This is a genomic window from Phyllobacterium sp. 0TCS1.6A (genome assembly GCF_026420825.1).
Lineage (GTDB): Bacteria > Pseudomonadota > Alphaproteobacteria > Rhizobiales > Rhizobiaceae > Phyllobacterium.
The window spans coordinates 234,995-252,901 of sequence record NZ_JAPMAB010000004.1 but is presented as its reverse complement, the minus strand read 5'-3'; the positions used below and the strand labels follow the sequence as shown (position 1 = coordinate 252,901).

The window sequence follows — 17,907 nt, the reverse complement described above, 5'->3', positions numbered from 1 at the left end:
TTTGTGACAGATATCCCCACGCTTTATTTCACGCTGGGAAGTTTGATGAGTCGATCGCGCAGTTGCAGAAAATCGGAACATACGCTTTCCAGATCGTCGAGGTCGAAACCATCCGCGTGGACGGAGCCTTCTTCAACGAGAAGCTCCCGCAGCCTGCCATGATAGGCCGCTGCCCGACCATGAACGGTCAGTCCCCTGCGCTGTTCGAATGCCTCGTTCCAGGCAATGGCCTCGTCTGCAGTGATACCGCCCGGCAGATCGAGCACGAGTTCGCCGCCTTCAAGCCGAACGGGATAGCCCCCGGGAAGCCCGCTGGGCCCCGGTACGTGTCCGCGCCATTCCTGCCCGCCGATCAGCGCGAGAATGAGCGTTACACCTGACGCGCCTGATATCTCGATTGCAGGCTCCGGTGTCAGCTGACAGTCCTTGAAGGCGGCGAACGGATCTTCGATCTCTTCGTCCTCGATGAAGACGCGCGGCGCCGGGTGTCCGGCCCGCTCCTCGTGGCGCAACCGCCACGGCGCGAGGCATTGATAATGAGCAATGACCCGCAGCTGGCCGGCGGGAAGGTGTGCCCGCTCACCGTCGAACACGTTCGACAGGATCGCGACATTGCCGGTGCCGCACAGGACCTTGTATCCCATGGCGGTGATCATGCCGTTGACGACATCCGGAAACGAGCAATTTATAAGCCTGGTATCGGGCGATTTGTCGCTGATGGCCTTCGCCATCCGTGAGCTGATGAGCGCCTGAAACACCGCCGTGGCGCTCAGGCCACCATCGGCGACGAGATCGCTCCAGCGCGAACCGCGGTCGGAAATCACCGTCGAGGTCTGGATCGATGCCGCCTGCACCACCAGTCGCGGCCGACACAGCGCCAGAAGCGTTTCGCTCGCGCAGGGCTTAAGCAGGTCGATCTGATGCGTTTCGAAACGCGCAGGGGTTCCGAACATCGCGGCGCGTGCATTTCCGGCAGTGCGCAACCAGTCAAGGCGCATCCGGTTGCGTCCGGCGATCATCACGGTGACCGGCGTCTTTGCCGTCGCCGCGATATCCAGCGCGATCCGCCCGGCAAACATGCCGGTGCCCGTGATAAGTACATCATGGCCCATCGATGGCTCTCCCCTGTTCATGGTGCCTTTTTCAATTGGGCGGCATCCCATCGTCCCTCCTGCCCCGTCGGCAGGAGATGTTTCTGGATGCGCTGGCTTGGTGTGCGCTGAAACTCGTTCACGACCTTGACATAGCGCGGCCGCTGATGCGGAGCGAGACGCTCCGCCATCCAGCGCCATAGCTGATCGAGCTCGATCGTGGACTGGTCATGCGTCTGTATGAAAAGGAGTATGTCGTGCTCCCCCACTTCGCCCGGAACGCCGACCATGGCCGAGTCTACGACCTGCGGATGAAGATTGGCCACGGTCTCCACTTCGAATGCCGAGACGTTTTCGCCCTTGCAGCGCACCGAGTCGGTCATGCGCCCAAGGAAGAACAACATGCCGTCATCGTCCCACGAGCCGAGATCACCCGTATGAAACCCGTCCGGCTGCAGGGCCTTGGCCGTTGCCGCGGGGTTTCCGTAGTAGCCTTGCGTGATCGCACCCGGCAGACTGGTGCGCACGACGATCTCGCCTGGGCCTTCTCCGGGCTGCAGGGTACGGCCGTTCTCGTCCTTCAACTCGATCTCGAACCATGGCATGGCGCGCCCGACCGAGCCGACCACGCCATCATTGTTCCACGTCGTCAGGCTCGAACATTCGGTCATGCCGTAGCATTCGCGGATTTGCACAGCGAACCTTTGCTCGAAGGCGCGCCATGCTATCGGGGGGCAGCCGCCGCCCCAGGCGATGCGCACCTTGTGGGCGCGCTCCCACGGACTCTCCGCCTGCTTGAGAAGAATTTGAATGATGCCGCCAAGGTGATGGATATGCGTGCAGCCCGCTTCCGCCACCTGTTGCCAGAAGCGCGACGCGCTGAAGCGGTCGGCAATCGTCAGATGCACGTTCCGCAACAGCGGCACCATCAGCACCTGCGCGCCGCCAATATGATAGAATGGTTCCCACACGAACAGGTTGTCGCCGGTCTTCATGTCGCCGCAGAGCACCACGCCCTGGGCCGCAAGCTCAAGCATCATATGGCTGACCATCACGCCCTTCGCCGGGCCGGTCGTACCGGAGGTGAACATGATCGATGCCAGGTCGCCGGGCTCGGGAAATTCGGCCGAAACGGGAAGTGCTGCTGCCGGCAGCTCGTCATTCTGCATCGGATCGACCGGAATGCCTTCGGCCTCGGCGCATTCGGAAAGGCGTGCCGTGACCTCGTGGTCACATATGATGAGCGAAGGCCCCACGGTGCGGATGACATGGGCGAGCGACGCCCCGACCAGAGCCGGATTGACCGGCACCCAGACCAGACCGGCGCGCAGCAGGCCGTGAATGATGGCGAGAGACGGCAGGCTGTTGGCCATCATCACGACGACCCTGTCGCCCTTGCGCAGGCCACGATCATGATAGCGCTGGGCAAAACCCTCCGCGGCGCTTGCGAGGGTCTGGAACGTTACCGGGCCGGAGCTGGTATTGGCGAAAATTCGGTTGGGTGTCTCGCGAGCGAGGACCTGTAGGCGGCGGGCCAATCCTTGGATCTGCATGTTCAATGAAAACCTTGATATTTAGCGGATCGGCAGGGCGATCCTGACACATTTCACTTTTGAATCTTCTGGGCTGCGAGCAATATGAGCATGACGAGGAGCATCACCACGACCGATACTGCGGCCAGTGTCGGATTGAGCTGCAGGAACATGTCGTCCCACATCTGTTTTGGAAGCGTCGTCTTCAGGCCGCCCGAAATGAAGATTGCGACCGTCAACTCGTCGAACGATGTGACGAAAGCAAACAGGGCTGCCGAAATGACGCCACCGCGCAGCAATGGCAGGGTGACACGGCGCAGGATCGTCAGGCGTCCCGCACCCAGCGTTTCGGCAGCTTGGTTCAGGCGCCAGTCATAGCTTTTCAGCACTGCTCCCACCGTTATGAAACAGTAGGGAATGGCAAGGAGCGTGTGGCCGATGACGAGGCCTGTATTGGTCGCGACCAGACCAAGCTGCGCCATCAGGTAGAACAGGCCCACGGCAATGACGATGCGCGGCACCACCATCGGAGCAAGCATCAGCGCAAAGATGGCGCCGTTCCACCGCGAACGGCTGCGCGCCAGGGCAAGGGCTGCCAGCCCACCCAGGACGGTGGCGAAGAGTGCCGTCGCGAAGGCGACGCCGAACGAGCGCAATGTCGCGGAAAGCCAGACCGGGGAGGTCAGATATTGCTCGAACCAGCGAAGCGAGTAGCCGGGAGGAGGAAATTGCAGCGAACTGGCCGAGGTGAAGGCGATGGGAAAGACGACGAAGATCGGCGCGATCAGAAATGTCAGCATCAGCACCGGATAGAGCCTGAAGCCGCGCTCCGTCGCTCCCGGACGGGTGTCGAACCGGTCGAACGGGCGGGAGAGGATCGCCATGGTCCTCAGTATTTTCTGGCCGGCGACGCGCAATGGGCCATTGCCTGGTGTCGTGCTGTCGGATCCGCCTCCTGAAATCGTCGACAGGCCGAAGAACCGGTTGTAGATCCAGATCGCGACCAGCGCCGCGACCACCATGAGGCTTGCGAGCACCGCTGCGAACGCCCAGTTCACGAGTTCCTGGACCTGCGTGATGATGGTCTGGGCAAGCATGGTCTGGCCACGGCCGCCGAGGAACGCCGGAACGATGAAGAAACCAAGCGAGGTGATGAAAGTCAGCAGGCCGGCGGCGGCAACTCCGGGAACCGAAAGCGGGAAGTAGACCAGCCAGAACCGTTCGGAACGACCTGCTCCCATGGTCCCCGCCGCCAGCGTGAGGCGCTTGTCGATACCGTTCATCACCGGCAGCATGGTCAAGACCGCAAGCGGCATCATCGCATGGACCATGCCGATGATCACGCCAAGCTCATTATACATCATCCGCAGTGGCCGATCGAGGAGGCCAATATCCATGAAAAGCGTGTTGAGGACGCCGCGATTGCCAAGCAGGATCATCCAGGCGAAGGTCTTGACGAGATAGGACGTCCAGAAGGGCAGCAGCACCAGCAAGGCCATGATCGTCTGGCGCGAGCTGTGCATCCTTGAGAGCCACAGCGCCAGTGGATAGCCGAGCAACACCGAAAAGACCGCCGTGAGAATGGCAATTCGGAACGTGATGCCGAGTATGCTCCAATAGACCGGCGTGGTCAGGAGCCGCTGGTAATGCTCTGTCGTGAGGCCGCCGGTTGCGCTGTCCTGAATGCCAAGAACGAACAGCCTTGCCATCGGAAACAGGAAGAACACCGCCAAAAGCGCGATGGCAGGAACGGCGAGCCATATCGGCCCCGGCCGCACGGCCGCAGGACGCGGATTCGCGTGGGAAATGCTCATGCGACGACCCTCGCGGCCGCCTTCGGCCAATGCGTCACGATCTCCTGCCCGATGGAAGGTATTTCGCCAGACGCATCATGGCGAAGCGTCAGGATGCTGTCGTCGGGCAGGGCGACGAGCAACCGTGTCTCTACGCCGACATAGACCAGATCCGTCAAACGGCCGCGAACGCTGTCGAACTCGGCGCTCGTCGTCTCGCCGATACGCATGTGTTCCGGCCGCACGACAAGGGCAACATCCCCCGCCTGGTTGCGCGACATGTCGCGTCCGCAAAACGTGCCGCCTGCCGTCCGCACTCTGGCGAACTCGCCGTCGCTTCCGTCACGCTTTCCCTTCAGCACGTTGGAATGGCCGATGAACGTCGCCGCGAAAAGGGTTTCCGGATTCGCATAAATCTGGTGCGGGCTGCCCAGCTGTTCGACCCGCGCATGGTTCATCACGCAGATCCTGTCCGACATGACCAGCGCTTCTTCCTGATCGTGCGTCACATAGATGACTGTCGTGGCATATTCCTTGTGCAGGCGCCGGATCTCGAGCTGCATATGCTCCCGCAACGCCTTGTCGAGCGCGCCGAGCGGCTCATCCATGAGGATCACATTCGGATTGAAGACGAAGCATCTTGCGAGCGCGACGCGCTGCTGCTGACCGCCGGACAATTCCTTGGGAAACCGGTGCGAGAACTTTTCGAGCTGCACCTTGCGCAAGGTTTCCTCGACCCGGCTGCGCACCTCGGCTGCCGAAAGCTTGCGCATCTGCAAGGGAAACGCCACGTTTTCGGCAACCGTCATGTGAGGAAACAGCGCATAGTGCTGGAAGACCATGCCCATGCCGCGCTCGTTGACGGGCCGGTAGGTCCAGTCTGCGCCATCAACCAGCAGACGACCGGCACTTGGCTCGGCAAGTCCTGCCACCATCTGCAGAAGGGTTGTCTTGCCTGAGCCCGAAGGGCCCAGCAATGTCAGAAACTCCCCGTTCCGAACTGTCAGGCTCGTCGGTTCGAGCGCAGTGAAATTACCATACTGCTTTGACAGTCCTTCGAGGACGAGTTTGGCTTGCTGCTGGTCCGCTGTCATTGTCATTCCTAAATTCAACAGGATCGCATGCACGTTCGCCGGGGCGAACGCGCTGCTTCATTGATGCCTGGTACTGGTAAGGCAGGAAGGCTTGAACCAGGCCCGCCCTACCGCCATGAATGCTAGGCCAGAAGCCAGGCATTGAACCGTTCGCTGAGAGCCGCGCGGTGCTCCCGCCAATAGGGCTCCGACGCAAGCGACATCAATTTGAGATTATCGGGCGCCGTTGGCAGGATCGCAGCGCGTTCCGGTGCGATATGATCATAGGCACGCAGATTGGTCGGCCCATAGGCGAGATCGTCCGTGAACTTCGCCTGCATATCGGCCTGAGCACAGAACGCGACGAACTCGCGCGCCATGTCGGCCTTTGGATTTCCCTTGGGCACGCCCCAGCCCTCGATGGAATAGAGCCCGCCATTCCAGACGATCTTTGCGGGTGCGCCACCATCGATCGCGGCCTGGAAACGAGCATTCCAGCCGGCGATCAAGTCGATTTCGCCACTTTCGAGCAACTGCGTCGATTGCGCGCCGCCCGTCCACCACACATCGATGCGGCTTTTGATTTCATCGAGCTTCTTGAACGCCCGCTCGACATCGAGCGGATAGAGGGCCTTGGCGTCGACACCGTCCGCCATGAGCGCGATTTCCAGCGTATCGATCGGGTTGCGGCGCAGCGAGCGCCGGCCCGGAAAGCGCTCGAAATCCCAGAACGCGTTCCAGCCCGTGGGCGCCTCGGTCACCGTATCGGTATTGTAGGCAAGGACCGTCGAATAGACGTCGGTGCCGAGCATGTTCGGATGAACCGCCTCGGGCATGACGTCGGCAACTTTGGCCTGATCGAGGTTCAGGGGTTCGAGCAGGTCCTGTTCCTCGAGAATCAGGCGCGCGGACAATGTCAGCGTGCAGACATCCCAGATATAGGAACGCGTCTCCACGATCGATTTGAACTGCGCCGTCGGTTCTGCGTCACGCGCGACGCCGGTGATCGCAATGCCGGTCGCCGCAGTGAACGGCTCGTAGAATGCCTTGCGATAGCCGTCGGTGAAAGGACCGCCCGGATCGGCAATGACGAGAGATTGATCGGCCCACGCCCGGCGCAGGAATGCGGGCGTGGCAAGAGCGGCCGCGCCTGCTGCGAGGAGTGTGCGGCGGTTGAGATTCAAAAGACCGGGCCTGGACATACTGTGTTCCTCTGAAGGTTGGCGCACCGTTTCGACGGTGTCTGTTAGGTTGGCAGTGGCAGTCGCCTCCCATTGCGACGACTGGTAGAAAATCAGGCTTTTCGGGCGGCTCTCTCGGCGAGAAATTTCTCCATCATCGCCTGCGGTTCGCCGGAGCCGTATGCTTCGCGCTGAATGCGGACGCCCGAGCTCATGGCGTTCTCGAAGCCAGCCTCCGTCAGCTCGGCAAAGCGTCGACGGTTCAAGCGCATGGCAACAGGCGGCTTTCCGGCCAGATATTCGGCAAGTTCGAGCGCTTCGGACTGCACTTTGTCGGCGTCCACGATACGCGAGATCAGTCCGAACTCGAATGCTTCTTTCGCCTCGAGCATCCTGCCCGTCAAGGTCAGGTCGATGGTACGGGCAAGGCCGATGATTTCCCGCATGATCCAGCTGCCGGTAACGGTCGCGATGCCTGAATTGATCTCGGGCTGGCCCATCTTGACCCCCGCATGCGCGACCCGGAGATCACATAGCAAGGCAACCTGGAACGCCGAACCGGCGGCGATGCCGTTGAGTGCTGCGACGACCGGCTTCGAGCCATGCCGGAACAGATTGTAGAGCGCCTTCCATTCGGCCATCCATGACTCCGCGCGGTCGGAATCGAAGCTCTTGCTCTCCGACAGGTCCTGCCCGGCGCCGAAGGCGCGGTCGCCCGCGCCGGTCAGAACGATGGCACCTACTTCTGCATCCGCCTCGGCCGCCTTCAAGGCCGCTATCAGCCGGTCCCGCATCGGTGTGTTCCAGGCATTGAGCTTGTCCGGGCGATTTAGGGTCAGGCGACGAACGCGGCCGATCGTTTCCACAATTACGAACTGTTCCAACAAGATTCTCCTATTGCATAGCAATAATAATTATTGCATAATGATACTGTGCAGCGAAGATAGGTCAAGGTAAAAATTTCACCGGAGCTTTTTGAAGGGTCGCCGTGGCCATCGCCCGGCAGGTCGAGTTGCCAAGCCGCACCATGATCGGCTTGAGTGGCGAGCGACTGCGTGGGCAGCGATTCGGACGGAGGAAATTGCATGAAAGACAAGACCGCCCAGCCAAAGAGGCCGGATCCGCTGATGGTGCAGTCGGTCGCCAAGGCGTTCAAGGTGCTCACCGTCTTCGACAAGCGGCACGCGTCCCTGACGATGTCGCAGATCGCGCAGTTCACCGACATGGATGTCAGCACGGCCCAGCGTTTCACCCACACGCTGACCCAACTGGGTTACCTGCGCAAGGATCCGGTTTCGCGCCAGTTCGAGCTGACGATCAAGACCCTGGATCTCGCCTATCACTACACCCGCAGTTCGCGGCTGGTCGATCGCGCCATGCCGGCCCTGCAGCACCTGAGCAAGGAGACCGAAGAGGCGGTCAGCCTGACCATTCTCGACGGCACCGAGATCGTGTTCGTCACGCGCTATTTGAGCCGGCAGATGCTCGCCACGGATGTCATCACCGGATCGAGGCTGCCGGCCTATTGCACATCGCCCGGCAGGGCGATTCTTTCCCGTCTGCCGGAGACGGACGTCGCCAACATTCTCGCCGACACCGAGTTCAAGGCGTACACGCCATCGACGCCTTCATCACCAGAGGTGGTCGTCGCGCTCCTGAACGAAGCCCGCGACAAGGGCTTTGCCGCGGCATTCGAGGAAATCTACCACGGCGACGCATCCATTGCCGCGCCGATCACCGGACCGGATGGCAATGTCATCGCAGCCGTGAGCGTCGCCGTTCCGCTGGCGCGCTTCAGCCGCGAGGTCATTCTGGACACATTTCCGAAACTGGTCATCGCGGCGGCAAGGTCGATCTCGTTCGGCTAGCCAATTTCGGCTAGCCGAATTCGGATTGACAGCACCCCGGCTTTGGCTTTCACTTTATGCGATATAACTTATTGGATAGCAATAAACCGGCATGATCGCTGTACCGCTCCTTCACCCGATAAATACCCGTCGACCGGACATTGTCATTCGTTTCGATGGCCAGGAGGTTGCTGCCTGTGCCGGCGAAACGCTGCTTGCAGCCCTGCTTTGCGCCGGGTTGACGACCGGGCGTTCCGAATTCGACCAGGCGCCGCGCGCGGGTTTCTGCCTCATGGGGGCATGCCAGGATTGTACCGTATGGACCCGTGCGGGGCGTCGCTTGCGGGCGTGCATGGTGGAGGTCACACCGGGCCTTGATTTATGCTCCTCCGCTGCCGCGGCGCGGGAGGCATTGACGTGAGCGACGCCGAACTTCCTCCCGTCATCGTCGGAGCTGGCCCGGCGGGACTGGCAAGTGCGGCGACCCTCGTCAAGGCGGGCCTGCGCCCGATCATTCTCGACGAGGCAGCAAGGCCCGGCGGCCAGGGTACGCGTCGTCTGGCGCCGGCGATGCGATCAATGTCGCAGCGATTGATGGGTGGCGATGCGACCGCACGAACGGCACGCCGGGAACGTGACGAGGATGACATTCTGCGCGCATGCGACTGGCGTCCGGGAAGTCTTGTCTGGGGTGTCTTCGGCAATCGTCTCGAGATCCTGCGGAATGGCATTCACGACAGCATCGAATTCAGCCAGTTGATGATTTCCCCCGGTGCGACCGATCGCATCATGGCGCTGCCCGGCTGGACGCTGCCGGGCGTATATTCGCTCGGCGGCGCGCAAGTGGCGCTCAAGCACCACGCCGCATTGATCGGGCAATCGGTCGTCATGGCGGGCTCTTCCCCCCTGCTCTATCTGGCGGCTGCGCAATATGCCCGCATGGGCGTCAAGCGCCTCGTGGTCGTCGACACGACATCGACAAGGGACAAGCTCAAGGCCGGCCTTGGCATGGCGCTGACTGCGCCCGGCACCCTGCTCGAAGGCATATCGCTTTTGCTCGAACTGAGGCGTCTCGGCGTGCGGACGATCACCGGAGCAAGCCTGCAGCGCATCATCGGCGACGAGCGGGCGGAAGCGCTGGAAATCCGGCGCTCCGACGGTACTGTCGAGCGCATTTCCTGCGACGCCGTCGCCTATGGCCATGGGCTGCGGCCGGAAACCCAGCTGGCAGAACTCGCCGGCGCAGAATTCCGCTTCGATCCGGTGTTGCGCAACTGGTTTCCCGTCATCGACAGCGACGGACGCGCCGGGCCCCGTCTCTGGCTGGCCGGGGACGGTGCACGCACCGGTGGACGGGTCGCGGCGGCCAAGAGCGGGCGTCTTGCTGCCCTTTCCATGCTGGAAGCGCGCGGCGAGCTTCCACAATCAACCGATCGGAAGGCTCTACGCCGATCCATCGTCCGGCTGAGACAATTCCAGACCCATATGGCGAAGGCATTTCGATGGCCGCACGAATATGCCGCCACATTGCCCGACGATACCATCGTCTGCCGATGTGAACGCGTCCATGCCGGTGAAATCCGCGCGGCAATCCGCAAGATTGCCGGGCCCGCCGAGATCAACCGCGTGAAAGCCATCACCCGTTGCGGCATGGGCCGGTGCCAGGGGCGCTTCTGCAGCCAGACCTTGCAGGAACTGACGGCGGCAACCACTGGCCTGCCGGTCAGCGATGTCGGCCGCATTCGCGCGCAGGCGCCGGTCAAGCCGATCCCCATCTCTTCCAGCCAGCCGGAAACGGTTCAGCCATGAACGCCGCACATTATGACGTTGCGATTGTCGGCGGCGGCCTGTTCGGTTGCTTCACCGGCTTCTTTCTTGCCCGCATGGGCAAGAGGGTGGCAATCGTCGAACGCGGTCATGTCGGCGCGCAATCGAGCGGCGCAAACTTCGGCGGCCTGCGCCTGCAGGGTCGATCCCTCAGCCAGTATCCCCTGTCACTCCTTGCACAGACCCATTGGGAAGATTTCGACGAACTCATCGGCGAAGGCTGCGAGTTCGACCGTAACGGCATGGTCTATTTCGCCCATACGCCAGCCGGCAAGGAGAGGCTGCTCGCCTATGCCGCGACCTCCCGCGCATGCGGGTTGGACATATCGATCTGGGAAGGTGCGGAACTCAAGCAAAATCTGCCATGGCTTGCCGATACCGCCGTGATCGCCTCCCATTCGCCGCGCTGCGCCGTTGCCAATCCGAGGCTGGCGACCCCCGCCGTCGCCCGGGCGATGCTGCGCCATGGCGGCACCCTGTTCCAGCACACCGAGATCGTCAGGACGACCCGCGCCGGCGACCTCTTTACATTGGAATGCAGCGATGGCCGGAAAATCTCCGCATCCAAGCTGGTCAATGCCGCGGGCGGCTGGGCCAAGGCCATATGCGAACAGTTCGACGAAGCGGTGCCCTTGTTTTCCGCAGGACCGCCTCAATTCGTCACCGAGCCCCTGCCCTACACGCTCAAGCCTTCCGTCTACGCGATCGAGGGCGATATGATCATCCGCCAGATCCCGCGCGGCAATTATATTTTTGCCGGCTATCCGCGCACGCTGGCCAACGAGGACGGCGAGCATACTTTCGTACCGCCTCACAAAACCTTGAACGGCATGCGTGCCGTCGCGACCCATATTCCGTCGCTGAGAAACGCCGATATCATCAGGGTATGGTCGGGTGTCGAGGGCTATTTGCCCGATATGCTGCCGGTCGTCGGCGAAAGCCAGACCACGCCGGGGCTTTTCCATGCTTTCGGCGCGAGTGGCGGCGGATTTCAGATCGCGCCCGCAGTCGGCGAGTGCCTGGCGCAGATCATCTGCGATCAGAACCCGTCCGTCGATCTTGCGCCATATTCGATCTCCCGTTTCCGGACAGAAGTCGAGAAAAGCGAAAAACTGCTGCGTGAATTCGACGCCTGACGCCGATTGGCGTGCTGGATTGACGTATTGCGCAATGGCCGCGATGCTTTGTACGCTCGCAGGCATCGGGGGGAAACGTGAAATACGACTATTGCGTAATCGGCGGCGGCATCGTCGGCCTCGCCACTGCGATGCGGCTTCTGGAGAACCGGCCGGGCAGCAGCCTGATCGTGCTGGAAAAGGAAGACGCGCTCGGAAAACACCAGACCGGCCACAATAGCGGCGTCATCCACGCCGGCATCTACTATCCGCCCGGCAGTCTCAAGGCCGAGCTCTGCCGCAAGGGTGCCACCGCAACCAAGGAATTCTGCGAGCAGAACGGTATCCGCTACGAGATCTGCGGCAAGCTTCTCGTCGCCACGACCGACGTGGAAGTGGCCCGCATGGATGCGCTTTATGAGCGATCGAAGCAGAACACGATAGAGGTGCACCGGGTCTCCGCTGGCGAACTTGCGGAGCGCGAGCCGAACATTGTCGGCAAGGGCGCGCTATTCGTGCCTGCGACGGGTATCGTCAGCTATCTCGATATCTGCGTGGCGATGGGAGAGCGCATCACGGCGCTTGGCGGCGAAGTCCGGCTTTCTACCCAGGTGACGAGCATTCGCGAAAAGATCGATCACGTCGAGATCGGTAGCGACGATCTCGATTGGCGGGCAAACGAGCTTGTCGTGTGCGGCGGATTGCAGTCCGATCGGCTGGCGCGGCTCGCCGGCCTCGCCATCGATCACCGGATCGTGCCCTTCCGCGGAGAATATTATCGCCTTCCCGCCGACAAGAACGACATTGTCCGGCATCTCATCTACCCCATTCCCGATCCGGCGCTGCCTTTTCTCGGCATCCATCTTACCCGGATGATCGACGGCAGCGTTACCGTCGGCCCGAACGCGGTTATCGGGTTTGCCCGGGAAGGATATGCCCGGCTCGCATTGGACCTCGCGGATCTCGGCGATTACGCATTCTTCCCGGGCTTCTGGAAGACCGTCTTCGCCAACCGCCGTTCCGCTGCCGCCGAACTTCGGAACTCCCTGTGGAAGCCGGGCTATCTTGCCGAGTGCCGGCGCTATTGCCCCGGCCTCGAGACAGGCGACCTGCTCCCGCATGAAGCGGGAATCCGCGCACAGGCCGTCAAGCGTGACGGCACGCTTGTGCACGACTTCCTTTTTGCCCAGACGGACAGGATGCTGCATGTTTGCAACGCCCCTTCCCCGGCCGCGACTTCAGCCATTCCGATCGCCGAGATGATCGCTTCACGCCTCGCCTCGATCAAGCAGCCGCCGGTTGCTCAATAGATCAGGCTGGTTCAAGCCATTTCGGGACCGGCGTGGCGTCCAGAAGACTGCGCGTATAGGCCTGGCTCGGATTGCCGAAGATGGTCGAAGTTGGCCCCTCTTCGACGACCACGCCCTGTTTCATGACCAGAATGCGGTCCGCGAAATGACGCACGATCGGCAGGTCGTGGGTGATGAAGATATAGGACAGGCCAAGCCGGGTCCGCAGGTCGGCGAGCAGGTCGATGATTTGGGCCTGGATGGAGACATCGAGCGCAGACACCGCTTCGTCGCAGATGACGAGTTCCGGTTCGCTCGCAAGTGCGCGGGCAATCGCGATCCTTTGCCGCTGGCCGCCGGAAAACTGGTGCGGGTAGCGATCCGCATATTCCAGCTTCAGGCCGACGAGTTCGAGCAGCTCGGCGACGCGATCTCTCCATCCGGCCCTCGGCAGGATGTCGGCATGGATGGACCAGGGTTCGGCAATGATCGCCCGCACGGTCATGCGCGGGTTCATCGAACCGTACGGATCCTGAAACACCATCTGGACCTTGCGGCGATAGGCGCGCAGACCGCGCTCCTCCATGGCAAAGACGTCCTCGCCGTTGAACATGGCCTTGCCGGCGGTCGGCTCGTTCAACCTCAGCAGCATGCGCGCCACGCTGGATTTGCCTGACCCGGATTCGCCGACTATGCCCAGCGTTTCGCCCTTGCTGACTTCGAAACTCACATCCTTGACCGCGAGAAATGACTTCTTCCTGCCAAAAAGCCCGGATGAGACGACATATTCCTTCGTCAGGTTTTCAACCCGCAGAACCGTTTCTCCCGAATTCGTCGTGGAACGCCGGTTCGCGCTTTCCGCCGCGTCGCCATGCGGCAACGCTGAAATCAGCTTCTGCGTATAGGCGTGCCGGGGGTTGGTGAAGACCTTTCTTGCCTCCCCCGCCTCTACGATCATGCCCCGGTTCATGACTATGACCCTGTCGGCCATCGAGGCGGCAACCTCCAGATCGTGCGTGATGAGGATCAGCGCCATTCCCGTCTCGCCTTGCAGATCACGCAGCAGATCGAGGATTTGCGCCTGAACGCTGACATCGAGCGCCGTCGTCGGTTCGTCCGCGATCAGCAGGTCCGGTTGCAATGCGATCGCCATCGCGATCATCACGCGTTGCCGCTGGCCGCCGGAAAACTGGTGCGGATACTGGTCGATCCTCGCTTCGGGCTCGGGAATGCCGACGCGCTTCAGCAAATCCATGGCGCGTTCGCGGGCCGCGCTGCCACTGGCAACGCCATGGCTCTCGAATATTTCGCAGATCTGCCGTCCGACCGTGTAGACCGGATTGAGATATGCCAGCGGATCCTGAAAGATCATCGCGATCCGCCGGCCATTGATGACCCGGCGCGCCTCGCCCTGCAGGCCATCGATGCGGGCGCCGTCGAAGGATATGCGTCCACGCACGATATCGCCCGGCGGCTGGTCGATCAGGTCCATCACCGCGCTGGTACTGACGCTCTTGCCCGAACCGCTCTCGCCGAGGATCACCAGTGTTTCGCCGCGCCTGACCTCGAAGGACACACCGTCGACGGCCCTCGCCGGAGCTCCGTCGGAGAGGAAGTCCACCGTCAGGTCCTCAACGGAAAGAATGGGTGCCAACTCGTTCATCTGGACGCCTTTCTCAGGCTCTGGAGACGCCAACGCTGCTGCGGGTCCGCCATGGTTCTCGCCCAGCTGGAAAGCAGGTTGAGGGAAAGGGTGGTCAAAAGGATCGCCAGGCCGGGCCAGAACGAGATCCACCAGGCAGTGGCGAGATAGCCACGGCCATTGGCGACCATGGCGCCCCAGGTGAACTCGGGCGGCTGAATGCCCAGCCCGAGGAAGCTCAGCGAGGATTCGGCCAGGATGACCGTTGCGAAATCGATTGCCGCTATGGTCAGGAGCGTCGGCAGCGCCATGGGGGCGATGTGGCGGAGAACGATCCGAAGCGGCCGGGCGCCCATGGATTTCGCCGCGCTTACGAACATCCGCTCACGCAGTTCCAGCACCTCCGCGCGCGTGGTCCGCAGGTAGATCGGTATGCGCGTCAGGGCGAGGACAATGATCAGGTTGGAAATGCTTGGCCCGAGCGTATAGAGCACGATGAGGGCGAGCAGCAGCGACGGAAAGCTCATGATGATATCGGCCAGACGCTGGATCACCTGGCTGTACCAGCGTTCGCTGTAGCCGGCGACCAGCCCAAGCACGCCGCCGACCAGCATGGAAGACACGACCGCCGCAAGCGCGATGCCAAGCGTGTTCTGCGCGCCGACAACCAGCCGCGCCAGGATTGGACGCCCAAGCGTGTCGGCGCCAAGGAAATAGAGCCAGCCATGGTCGAGGGAAAACGGCGGCAGGTTGCGCTGACGCAAACCGAGTTTCGCCGCCATGTCACCGATCAGCAGTGGTCCGGCGAGCGTCGCTATGGCCAGTATCACCAGAAATATGGCGGCTGCCAGAGCCAGCCTGTCGCGCTTCAGGCAGTTGAAGACGGTCCGGGCGCGCCCTGCCGGATCGGAGGCTGATGCTGCGTTGGTGATTGCGGTCATGGGTCAATACCGGATTCTTGGGTCGAGCACCGCGTAAAGAATATCGATGCAGATATTCAGGACGAAGATCGCGGTTGCGGTGACCAGAATGGTTGATTGGACGACGGCGAAATCGCGCTGGATGATGGCGTCGATCATCAGCTTGCCGATGCCCGGCCAGCCGAAGACGGTTTCGACGATGACCGCGCCATTGATAAGGCCCGAGGTGAGGTCGCCGGCGACGGTGATGACGGGGAGCAGCGAGTTCCTGAGCGCATGCCCGAAGATGATCTTTTGCCGGGGCAGGCCCTTTGCCCTCGCCGTCTTGATGTAGGGAGAGGCGAGCGCCGCGAGCATGGCGCCGCGAACGACCTGCACCAGCAATCCGAAAGGCCGGAGCATCAGCACGAAGATGGGCAGGATCCAGTGGAGATAGCTGCCCGTGCCCGATGTCGGCAGCAGCTCGAAGGTGACGGCAAAGACCAGTATCCCGACGATCGCGACCCAGAAATCCGGCGCGCTGGCGCCCGAAAGGGAGACGAGCGTCACCGCGCGGTCGAACAGGCCGCCCGGCCTCGCGGCAGCGAGCGACCCGGCGACGAGCGCGAGGATGGTGGAGAGAGCCATCGCCACGATGGCAAGCTTCAGCGTCTGGGGGAAAGCCTCGAGCGCGACCGCCATTGCCGAACGGTTCTGACGGACGGATTCGCCGAAATCGAGACTGAGCAGATCGCGCAGATATTGCAGGAACTGCCAGTAGACAGGCTGATCGAACCCGTGCAGCCTGGCGAATGCCGCTCGCGCTTCGGCCGTCGAATCGAGAGGCAGGAACAGCGATGAGGGATCGCCGGTCAGGCGCGTGAGAAAGAAGACCAGCGCGAGCAGGCCCATGACCGAAATGATGCTGTGCGATGCGCGCCTGCCGATAAAACTTAACATGACCTTGCCTTCGGCTGTAGCTGGAAAAACCGGGAGCGCAGGTCCGGACGGCCCGCGCTCCCGCCGGTATCAGTCCTTGATGCGGATATGGGCGAGCGGAATTTCGCTGTTGGTCGTAATGTCCGGCTTCCAGTCGAGCCGCTTGCCGACACGCGTATATCCGATCATGTGAAACATCGGGATGTCGGACACGACATCCGTGCGCGCCTTGGTAAAGATCGCCTTGAAAGCCTTCATGCGGTCTTCCCCCGTGGCGGCCAGCGCCTTGTCGATTTCCGCATCAAGGGCGGGGTCCGAAACCGTCGAATACTGGCCGGTCGAGCGATAGAAGATCGGGATGGTGAATGCGGCGTCGCCCTTGTTGTTGTCGTGCATCATCTGCAACAGGGTCGCGCCGCGCTCTTCAGGATAGGGCTTCTGCAGATAGCGAATCCAGTCGGCAACGTCGAGCATGGTCAGCTTCACATTGAGCCCCGCCGCCTGCCACATCGCCGCCATGGCCTCCATGGCCTCGCCGCCATTGGGATAGATTCCATTGCGGCCGATCAGGACTATTTCCGTATCGACAGGCACGCCGGCGGCTTTCGCCTCCGCGACGAGTCCGGCTGCCTTGTCCGGATCGTACTCCCAGGCCTGCAGACTGTCGTCGTGGCCGTTGATGCCCGGCACCACCATCTGCGATGCACGCTTGACGTCCGCGCCGAACAACGCCTTCAGGCCATCCCAGTCGATCGCCAGATTGAGCGCCTTGCGCACGCGCAGGTCGTCGAGCGGCGGCTTGGACATGTCGATCCGCATCGCGGTCGTTTCCGAGTTCAGATAGGAGAAATCGGTCTCGGGGTTGGTCGCGTCCTGGGTGGCGATCGATGGCGTCAGGTCGGCTTCGCCGGTTTCGACCATCGCCGCCCGGATCGACGATTCCGATCTCCAGACATAGGTTGCCTTTTCGATTTCAGGCTTCTCGCCCCAATAGCCGTCGAACCGGTCCATCGTGACCGTTTGCGTATCGAAGGAAGTCAATTTGAACGGACCGGTGCCGACAGGATCGTTGACGGGCTTGTCTACCGGCGTATTGGGCGAAACCACCATCACCACGCTGAGCAGCGTCGGCAGGATCGGTTCAGGCCGGTCGGACCTGATATCGAGAGTGAGGTCGTCGACCGGCGTTGCCTCGAGCTTCCGGTCGCCGAATTTCGCCATGTTGTTGCATGTCAGTGCGCCGCCGGTCATGCGCTTGATGGAAAAGGCGACCGCTTTCGCGTCCATCGCCGTTCCGTCCTGAAACCTGACGCCCGGCCTGAGCTTGATGCGCCATGTCATGTCGTCGGTGCGGGCCCATTCCGTCGCCAGCTTTGGCTGCGGCAGGCCCGTTCCGGCATCGATGACGGTCAGCGCTTCCGTGACGTTCTGGCTTAGAATCTGCCCGACATTGGTGATGATCGTGCCGCAGGGTTCCAGATTGGCGGGCTGCTCCGGCAGGACGATCTTGATCGCTTTCCCGGCCTCCTGGCCATATGCCATCCCGGACGTCGTAGCCATGAGCGCCATGGCAATGACAGCGATGCTGTGCCTCGTTTTCATACTGTCTCCTCCCATTGTGTTCAAACTTTCGAACGGCACATCGTGCTGCCTTTCGACCGAGCCGAAGTACCGCAGGC

Annotated in this window: 15 protein-coding genes; 5 read left to right on the top strand and 10 right to left on the bottom strand. The window is 61.9% G+C overall.

Annotated elements, in window-relative coordinates; translation table 11 throughout:
• Window positions 1-23 precede the first annotated feature (23 nt).
• From OSJ75_RS12100 to OSJ75_RS12075, 6 genes are all read right to left on the bottom strand, one after another.
• The gene (locus tag OSJ75_RS12100) at window positions 24-1,112 is read right to left on the bottom strand and encodes a hypothetical protein (protein WP_267228237.1); all 1,089 of its coding nucleotides are present in this window, start codon (window positions 1,110-1,112) and stop codon (window positions 24-26) included.
• Between the two features lie 17 nt (window positions 1,113-1,129).
• A complete protein-coding gene (locus OSJ75_RS12095; protein ID WP_267228236.1) occupies window positions 1,130-2,629 on the bottom strand; it encodes a class I adenylate-forming enzyme family protein in 1,500 nt (499 codons plus the stop codon).
• A gap of 68 nt (window positions 2,630-2,697) precedes the next feature.
• Complete coding sequence (locus tag OSJ75_RS12090) at window positions 2,698-4,437, bottom strand: ABC transporter permease subunit (protein ID WP_267228235.1); 1,740 nt, start codon at window positions 4,435-4,437, stop codon at window positions 2,698-2,700.
• Window positions 4,434-5,510: an ABC transporter ATP-binding protein gene (locus OSJ75_RS12085; RefSeq protein ID WP_267228234.1), complete on the bottom strand. Its 1,077-nt coding sequence runs from the start codon at window positions 5,508-5,510 to the stop codon at window positions 4,434-4,436. Before OSJ75_RS12085 ends, OSJ75_RS12090 begins: the two co-directional genes overlap by 4 nt.
• A gap of 122 nt (window positions 5,511-5,632) precedes the next feature.
• A complete protein-coding gene (locus tag OSJ75_RS12080) occupies window positions 5,633-6,691 on the bottom strand; it encodes an ABC transporter substrate-binding protein (protein WP_250017279.1) in 1,059 nt (352 codons plus the stop codon).
• Between the two features lie 92 nt (window positions 6,692-6,783).
• Window positions 6,784-7,554, bottom strand: coding sequence for an enoyl-CoA hydratase/isomerase family protein (locus tag OSJ75_RS12075; RefSeq protein WP_267228233.1), 771 nt, complete (start codon window positions 7,552-7,554; stop codon window positions 6,784-6,786).
• Between the two features lie 201 nt (window positions 7,555-7,755).
• Between OSJ75_RS12075 and OSJ75_RS12070 the strand changes: the two genes are divergently transcribed.
• From OSJ75_RS12070 to lhgO, 5 genes are all read left to right on the top strand, one after another.
• Entirely contained in the window at window positions 7,756-8,538 is a 783-nt protein-coding gene (locus OSJ75_RS12070) for an IclR family transcriptional regulator (RefSeq protein WP_250017266.1), read from the top strand.
• A 91-nt stretch (window positions 8,539-8,629) separates the two neighbouring features.
• A complete protein-coding gene (locus tag OSJ75_RS12065) occupies window positions 8,630-8,938 on the top strand; it encodes a 2Fe-2S iron-sulfur cluster-binding protein (protein WP_267228232.1) in 309 nt (102 codons plus the stop codon).
• Window positions 8,935-10,326, top strand: a complete 1,392-nt coding sequence (locus OSJ75_RS12060) for an NAD(P)/FAD-dependent oxidoreductase (RefSeq protein ID WP_267228231.1) — start codon at window positions 8,935-8,937, stop codon at window positions 10,324-10,326. Before OSJ75_RS12065 ends, OSJ75_RS12060 begins: the two co-directional genes overlap by 4 nt.
• Window positions 10,323-11,480, top strand: a complete 1,158-nt coding sequence (locus OSJ75_RS12055) for an NAD(P)/FAD-dependent oxidoreductase (RefSeq protein WP_267228230.1) — start codon at window positions 10,323-10,325, stop codon at window positions 11,478-11,480. The genes OSJ75_RS12060 and OSJ75_RS12055 overlap by 4 nt, the downstream gene beginning before the upstream one ends.
• Window positions 11,481-11,557: 77 nt before the next feature.
• Window positions 11,558-12,769, top strand: a complete 1,212-nt coding sequence (gene lhgO / locus OSJ75_RS12050; protein WP_267228229.1) for an L-2-hydroxyglutarate oxidase — start codon at window positions 11,558-11,560, stop codon at window positions 12,767-12,769.
• 1 nt (window position 12,770) lies between these two features.
• On the opposite strand, the gene OSJ75_RS12045 is transcribed toward lhgO, so the two are convergent.
• The 4 genes from OSJ75_RS12045 to OSJ75_RS12030 all read right to left on the bottom strand — a co-directional run bounded on the left by OSJ75_RS12045 (window position 12,771) and on the right by OSJ75_RS12030 (window position 17,830).
• Entirely contained in the window at window positions 12,771-14,411 is a 1,641-nt protein-coding gene (locus tag OSJ75_RS12045) for an ABC transporter ATP-binding protein (RefSeq protein WP_267228228.1), read from the bottom strand.
• A complete protein-coding gene (locus OSJ75_RS12040) occupies window positions 14,408-15,331 on the bottom strand; it encodes an ABC transporter permease (protein ID WP_267228227.1) in 924 nt (307 codons plus the stop codon). The genes OSJ75_RS12045 and OSJ75_RS12040 overlap by 4 nt, the downstream gene beginning before the upstream one ends.
• A gap of 3 nt (window positions 15,332-15,334) precedes the next feature.
• Window positions 15,335-16,249, bottom strand: a complete 915-nt coding sequence (locus OSJ75_RS12035; RefSeq protein WP_267228226.1) for an ABC transporter permease — start codon at window positions 16,247-16,249, stop codon at window positions 15,335-15,337.
• A 69-nt stretch (window positions 16,250-16,318) separates the two neighbouring features.
• The gene (locus OSJ75_RS12030; protein WP_267228225.1) at window positions 16,319-17,830 is read right to left on the bottom strand and encodes an ABC transporter substrate-binding protein; all 1,512 of its coding nucleotides are present in this window, start codon (window positions 17,828-17,830) and stop codon (window positions 16,319-16,321) included.
• Window positions 17,831-17,907 lie beyond the last annotated feature (77 nt).